Annotated in this window: 2 tRNA genes and 2 rRNA genes; all 4 read left to right on the forward strand. The window is 66.6% G+C overall.

The features are described 5' to 3' along the window. Nucleotides 1-188: 188 nt before the first annotated feature. Nucleotides 189-1,679, forward strand: a 16S ribosomal RNA gene (locus ABD067_RS26275). A gap of 278 nt (nucleotides 1,680-1,957) precedes the next feature. Further along, a tRNA-Ile gene (locus tag ABD067_RS26280) sits at nucleotides 1,958-2,031 on the forward strand. A gap of 16 nt (nucleotides 2,032-2,047) precedes the next feature. Beyond that, nucleotides 2,048-2,120: transfer RNA gene (locus tag ABD067_RS26285), tRNA-Ala, on the forward strand. A 251-nt stretch (nucleotides 2,121-2,371) separates the two neighbouring features. Beyond that, nucleotides 2,372-4,432, forward strand: a 23S ribosomal RNA gene (locus tag ABD067_RS26290); the annotation flags it as partial.

Genomic DNA, 4,432 nt, shown 5'->3' on the forward strand with positions numbered 1-4,432 from the left:
GCGCGCGCGGGCCCTGCGGGTCCGCCCGCGGCCGGCCGCTGGCGGCCGCGCGTTTCCCTTGCGGGGGCGCGGCGCCGGCGGCGTCGGCGGCGGGCGGGGCGCCTTTGGCGGCCGCGTCGGCGCGCGGGGAGGGGGCGGTTCCCGGCGGAGGCCGGGAGCACGGATGAGACGGAGGAAGGGCGGGACGCGAACCTGAGAGTTTGATCCTGGCTCAGAGCGAACGCTGGCGGCATGCCTAACACATGCAAGTCGCGCGGGGGGCTTCGGCCCCCAGCGGCGGACGGGTGAGTAGCGCGTAGGAACGTGTCCGGAGGTGGGGGACAACCCTGGGAAACCGGGGCTAATACCGCATGGGGCCCGAGGGCCAAAGCCGCGAGGCGCTTCCGGAGCGGCCTGCGTCCGATTAGCTAGTCGGCGGGGTAACGGCCCACCGAGGCGACGATCGGTAGCTGGTCTGAGAGGACGATCAGCCACACTGGGACTGAGACACGGCCCAGACTCCTACGGGAGGCAGCAGTGGGGAATATTGGGCAATGGGCGCAAGCCTGACCCAGCAATGCCGCGTGGGTGAAGAAGGTCTTCGGATTGTAAAGCCCTTTCGGCGGGGACGATGGTGACGGTACCCGCAGAAGAAGCCCCGGCCAACTTCGTGCCAGCAGCCGCGGTAATACGAAGGGGGCTAGCGTTGCTCGGAATCACTGGGCGTAAAGGGCGCGTAGGCGGCGGACTTAGTCGGGCGTGAAATCCCTGGGCTCAACCCGGGGGCTGCGCCCGATACGGGTGCGCTGGAGGACGGGAGAGGCTCGCGGAATTCCCAGTGTAGAGGTGAAATTCGTAGATATTGGGAAGAACACCGGTGGCGAAGGCGGCGAGCTGGCCCGTTTCTGACGCTGAGGCGCGACAGCGTGGGGAGCAAACAGGATTAGATACCCTGGTAGTCCACGCCGTAAACGATGTGCGCTGGGTGTTGGGGGGCCTAGCCCCTCAGTGCCGCAGCCAACGCGGTAAGCGCACCGCCTGGGGAGTACGGCCGCAAGGTTGAAACTCAAAGGAATTGACGGGGGCCCGCACAAGCGGTGGAGCATGTGGTTTAATTCGAAGCAACGCGCAGAACCTTACCAGCCCTTGACATGGGCGCGACCGGCCGAGAGATCGGCCTTCCCCGCGAGGGGCGCGCCGCACAGGTGCTGCATGGCTGTCGTCAGCTCGTGTCGTGAGATGTTGGGTTAAGTCCCGCAACGAGCGCAACCCTCGCTTCCAGTTGCCAGCACGTCCGGGTGGGCACTCTGGAGGAACTGCCGGTGACAAGCCGGAGGAAGGTGGGGATGACGTCAAGTCCTCATGGCCCTCATGGGCTGGGCCACACACGTGCTACAATGGCGGTGACAGCGGGACGCCAGGCCGCGAGGCCGAGCCGATCCCGAAAAGCCGTCTCAGTTCGGATCGCATCCTGCAACTCGGATGCGTGAAGGTGGAATCGCTAGTAATCGCGGATCAGCACGCCGCGGTGAATACGTTCCCGGGCCTTGTACACACCGCCCGTCACACCATGGGAGTTGGTTCCACCTTAAGCCGTTGCGCCAACCGCGAGGGGGCAGGCGGCCACGGTGGGGTCAGCGACTGGGGTGAAGTCGTAACAAGGTAGCCGTAGGGGAACCTGCGGCTGGATCACCTCCTTTCAAGGACGCGCGGCCGATCGGCCGGCGCGGGGCTGCGGCCCCGGCGCCGGCGGCGGCGGCGGTTCCGGACCACGGCGGTCCGGCGGACGGCGGCCCCTCGGGGCGCGCCCGCCGCCGGGCCGCGTTTCGCCCGCCTTTTCCTTCGCCTTCCCGTGCCCCGCGCCGTCGCCGGGGCCGCCCCCTCCTTCGCGCGCCGCCGCGCGTCCGCCGGCGGCGCCCCGCCCGTCCGCCGCCGCCGCCGTTTTCCGGCGCCGGCCGGCCGGTCCGGCCGCTCGGGCGGGCCAGTAGCTCAGTCGGTCAGAGCACACGCTTGATAAGCGTGGGGTCGGAGGTTCGAGTCCTCCCTGGCCCATGCCGCGCGCGTGCGGGGGGGCGTAGCTCAGCCGGGAGAGCACCTGCTTTGCAAGCAGGGGGTCGTCGGTTCGAACCCGATCGCCTCCATCCCCGCGCCTTCCGGAAACCCCGCCGCCGCCGCGGCCGCGCCCCCACGGGGCCGGCCGGCCGGCGCCGGCGCGTTCTTTCAAAGCAGAATCGGGATTGGGTGTGTTGCGTGAGTTGCGGAGCGGGGGCGCGCGCCTTTTCGGGCACGCGCCTTCTCGGATGGACGGGCGGACGGTCGGTCGGGGGCGCGGAAAGGCGTCCGCCGCCGCGTTTCGCCCGCCGTCGTTCCGTTGTTTGTTTGTTTGCTTGTCCGGGGCATGAACAAGGGCGTCCGGTGGATGCCTTGGCGCCGAGAGGCGATGAAGGACGTGGCACGCTGCGAAAAGCCGCGGGGAGATGCGAGCGATCGTTGATCCGCGGGTGTCCGAATGGGGAAACCCCTCCCTTTTGGGAGACCGCCCGCCGAATCCATAGGCGGGCGGGGCTAACCCGGGGAACTGAAACATCTCAGTACCCGGAGGAAAAGACATCAACCGAGATTCCCCGAGTAGTGGCGAGCGAAAGGGGACCAGGCCAGTGGCCGTCGGGAAAGAAGCCGAAGGACCTGGAAAGGTCCGCCGCAGCGGGTGACAGCCCCGTAGGCGTAGGGTTCCCGGCGGTCCTCGAGTAGGGCGGGGCACGTGAAACCCTGTCCGAACACGGGGGGACCACCCTCCAAGCCTAAATACTCCTCGGCGACCGATAGTGCACGAGTACCGTGAGGGAAAGGTGAAAAGCACCCCGACGAGGGGAGTGAAAGAGACCTGAAACCGGGCGCCTACAAGCAGTCGGAGCGGGCATGCCCCGTGACGGCGTACCTTTTGTATAATGGGTCCGCGAGTTCCTGTCGGCGGCGAGCTTAAGCCGCGAGGCGTAGGCGCAGCGAAAGCGAGTGCGAACGGCGCGTCCAGTCGCCGGCAGGAGACCCGAAACCGGGTGATCTAGCCATGGCCAGGCTGAAGGTGGGGTAACACCCACTGGAGGGCCGAACCCACGCCTGTTGAAAAAGTCGGGGATGAGCTGTGGCTAGGGGTGAAAGGCCAATCAAACCCGGAAATAGCTGGTTCTCCGCGAAATCTATTGAGGTAGACCGTCCGCCGGTCGCCCCCGGAGGTAGAGCACCGGAAGGGCTAGGGGGGCCCAAAGCCCTACCAAACCCTACCGAACTCCGAATGCCGGGGAGCGCAGGCGGGCAGACAGACGGCGGGTGCTAAGGTCCGTCGTCGAGAGGGAAACAGCCCAGACCGCCGGCTAAGGCCCCCAAGTCCCGGCTAAGTGGGAAAGCATGTGGGACGGCCACAACAACCAGGAGGTTGGCTTAGAAGCAGCCATCCTTTAAAGAAAGCGTAATAGCTCACTGGTCTAACCAGCTGTCCCGCGGCGAAAATGTAACGGGGCTCAAGCCGGGCGCCGAAGCCGCGGGCGCGCCAGCGATGGCGCGCGGTAGCGGAGCGTTCCCTAGGCCGTCGAAGCCGGTTCCGCGAGGGCCGGTGGAGGCATGGGAAGCGAGAATGCGGACATGAGTAGCGACAAGGAGGGCGAGAACCCCTCCCGCCGGAAGTCCAAGGGTTCCTGCGCAAGGCCAATCCGCGCAGGGTGAGCCGGCCCCTAAGGCGAGGGCGAAGGCCGTAGCCGATGGGAAGCGGGTGAACATTCCCGCGCCCGCCAGACGTGACGACCGCGAAGCCGTGTCGGCCCTTATCGGATTGGGCCGGCTGGGGGAGCGGTCCGGGAAACAGCGCTGGCACAATGGACCGTACCCGAAACCGACACAGGTGGACTGGTGGAGCACACCGAGGCGCTTGAGAGAACGATGCTGAAGGAACTAGGCAAATTGCTCGCGTAACTTCGGGATAAGCGAGACCCGTTCCTGGGCAACCGGGGGCGGGTGGCACAGACCAGGGGGTGGCGACTGTTTAGTAAAAACACAGGGCTCTGCGAAGTCGAGAGACGACGTATAGGGCCTGACGCCTGCCCGGTGCCGGAAGGTCAAGGGGAGGGGTGCGAGCCCCGAACCGAAGCCCCGGTAAACGGCGGCCGTAACTATAACGGTCCTAAGGTAGCGAAATTCCTTGTCGGGTAAGTTCCGACCTGCACGAATGGCGTAACGACCTCCCCGCTGTCTCCAGCATCGACTCAGCGAAATTGAATTCCCCGTGAAGATGCGGGGTACCCGCGGTCAGACGGAAAGACCCTATGAACCTTTACTGCAGCTTGGCAGTGGCGCCAGGAAGGGGCTGTGTAGGATAGGTGGGAGGCATCGAAGCCGGGGCGCCAGCCCCGGTGGAGCCGCCCTTGAAATACCACCCTGCCGCTTTCTGGCGTCTAACCGG

The organism is Craurococcus roseus (assembly GCF_039523795.1).
GTDB lineage: Bacteria > Pseudomonadota > Alphaproteobacteria > Acetobacterales > Acetobacteraceae > Craurococcus > Craurococcus roseus.